The 1,712-nt window shown below is 43.8% G+C and carries 1 protein-coding gene and 2 pseudogenes; all 3 read right to left on the bottom strand.

Going from position 1 to position 1,712, the window contains the following annotated elements:
• Positions 1-702 (bottom strand): hypothetical protein (locus VR7878_RS20650; RefSeq protein WP_077337814.1); only part of this gene is annotated, 702 nt, incomplete at its 3' end.
• 383 nt (positions 703-1,085) lie between these two features.
• A pseudogene (locus tag VR7878_RS20645) lies at positions 1,086-1,460 on the bottom strand (tyrosine-type recombinase/integrase); the annotation flags it as partial.
• Positions 1,461-1,475: 15 nt separating this feature from the next.
• Positions 1,476-1,712, bottom strand: a pseudogene (locus VR7878_RS21200) (integrase); the annotation flags it as partial.

The raw sequence follows: 1,712 nt of genomic DNA, 5'->3' as shown, positions 1-1,712 counted from the left end.
GGCTCGGGCGTCAGGGTCTTGTTTGAGTATCCGGTAAACGATTTGCTCAATGGGATGGGTAAGTGCTTCCAACTGAGAAATTGCGGGACTCTGAACACTATTTTCTGCCATAGAGGACTGATGCTGACCACATAGCCGCTCAATGGCCTCTATATCCAGTCGGAGTGATTCCGGTTGGATAACCACCCATGTAGATTGAAAATAGTGGTTGTTGTCAGCCTGCAATTGATTCGGGACATCAAGCGTCTTTCCCCAATCAGCAAGGAGGTTTTTTCCTATCTGAGTAAACGACTGACCTATTTCAACCTGTGCCAAAGCCGGAAATGCAAAATCAGGTTGAGGCATTCGCTTTGGTACAATTCGGTAACGGCTGTGTGCCACTTCCCCGAAATACTCCGCAACACTGCCCCACTGGTTGATTTTATCCGGTTGCAGGATAAACACCTGTTTCAATGTCTGAGCTTTATTCTTTAATGTGAACGCTTGTGAATCCTTTTTGTACAAACGAACCATACCGCGATAATTGAACACACCTAAAACCGTATTAGTTTTAGGATTGAATGCGGCCATCCGATGCAGGTCAACCATTGCACAAAAGGCTAAATCTCCGTTTTCAATCAACGCCAACACATCCCCTTTGGTTAACGGTGTTTTCTCTGAAATCTCATCCAAGCGGATAAACCGACGCTTGTTTACCAACATATGTACAACCCATACTCTGAATATGATGCTCTTATATAACATAACGTTATGTTACATAGGAACCAAGACCGCCTTATGTAACATCACATCATGTCATTGATGTAGATAGATTCGGAAAACATTCCCAATCATTGCATTTGTGGTTGGCAACCGGAACCACAATCCGGTTTACAAAGATTGTGAATCCTCGTTCCCTATATAATGCAACCGAAACCGTTTGTGATTGTGAACCGGTTTAGAATTGCAAACGGTATTTTAACCACTTGATACTGTATAGAACAACAGCATTATATTGGGTATATCAAGGCTATCGGATATGGTATTGGTTAGTGTCGGCAAGCTTATCCGATAGGGTTTGAGCTATCACATAAAAGGATTATCGGTTACCTGTGGGAGGACAATAAAAAATCCCTGATACCCAAATAATCCAGCCATTTTTCTAACGCTTCTTCCTTCTCTGGGATGTATTGACTTCGGTTATATACACCGCTGACCCCACCGATAGCATGACCTAACAGATGGTCAACCACATGAGGCGGAACCCGTAAGTCATTCATTCGTGTTGCCATCGTTCGACGCAAGTCATGAAATGTCCACAAGCTTTGATGTTCTAATGTTTTCCAGAAAGAGCGCCCCCTGTTACTGACCGAGGAAGAAGCTTTAATCCCACCCAATACATAACCCGTTTTTTCAGTTTCCTGCTTGATGGTTTGTAAATACGGGATCACATCTTGAGGAATAGGACGAACAATGATTTCTCCGGTTTTACTGTTCTACTTGGGGACTGTCCATCGTCGGGATGTAAAATCCCATTCATCCCACGTTGAAAGCCGAACCTCTTGCGTTCGTGCACCAAAGATAGTCAACAGCAATGCAAGCCGTTGGTAATAGTCCATCATCCGGTTGGAATGCGTGATGAAATCAACAAAAGACCTTAACTCAGCTTCGGTTAAAACGCGATGTCGTTCTGATTTCGCGGTGCCAACATCCGAGCGAACCAAATCATTGAG

Origin of the sequence: Vibrio ruber DSM 16370 (assembly GCF_900163965.1) — a bacterium.
Classification (GTDB): domain Bacteria; phylum Pseudomonadota; class Gammaproteobacteria; order Enterobacterales; family Vibrionaceae; genus Vibrio; species Vibrio ruber.
This window is presented reverse-complemented; position numbering and strand designations above follow the sequence as displayed.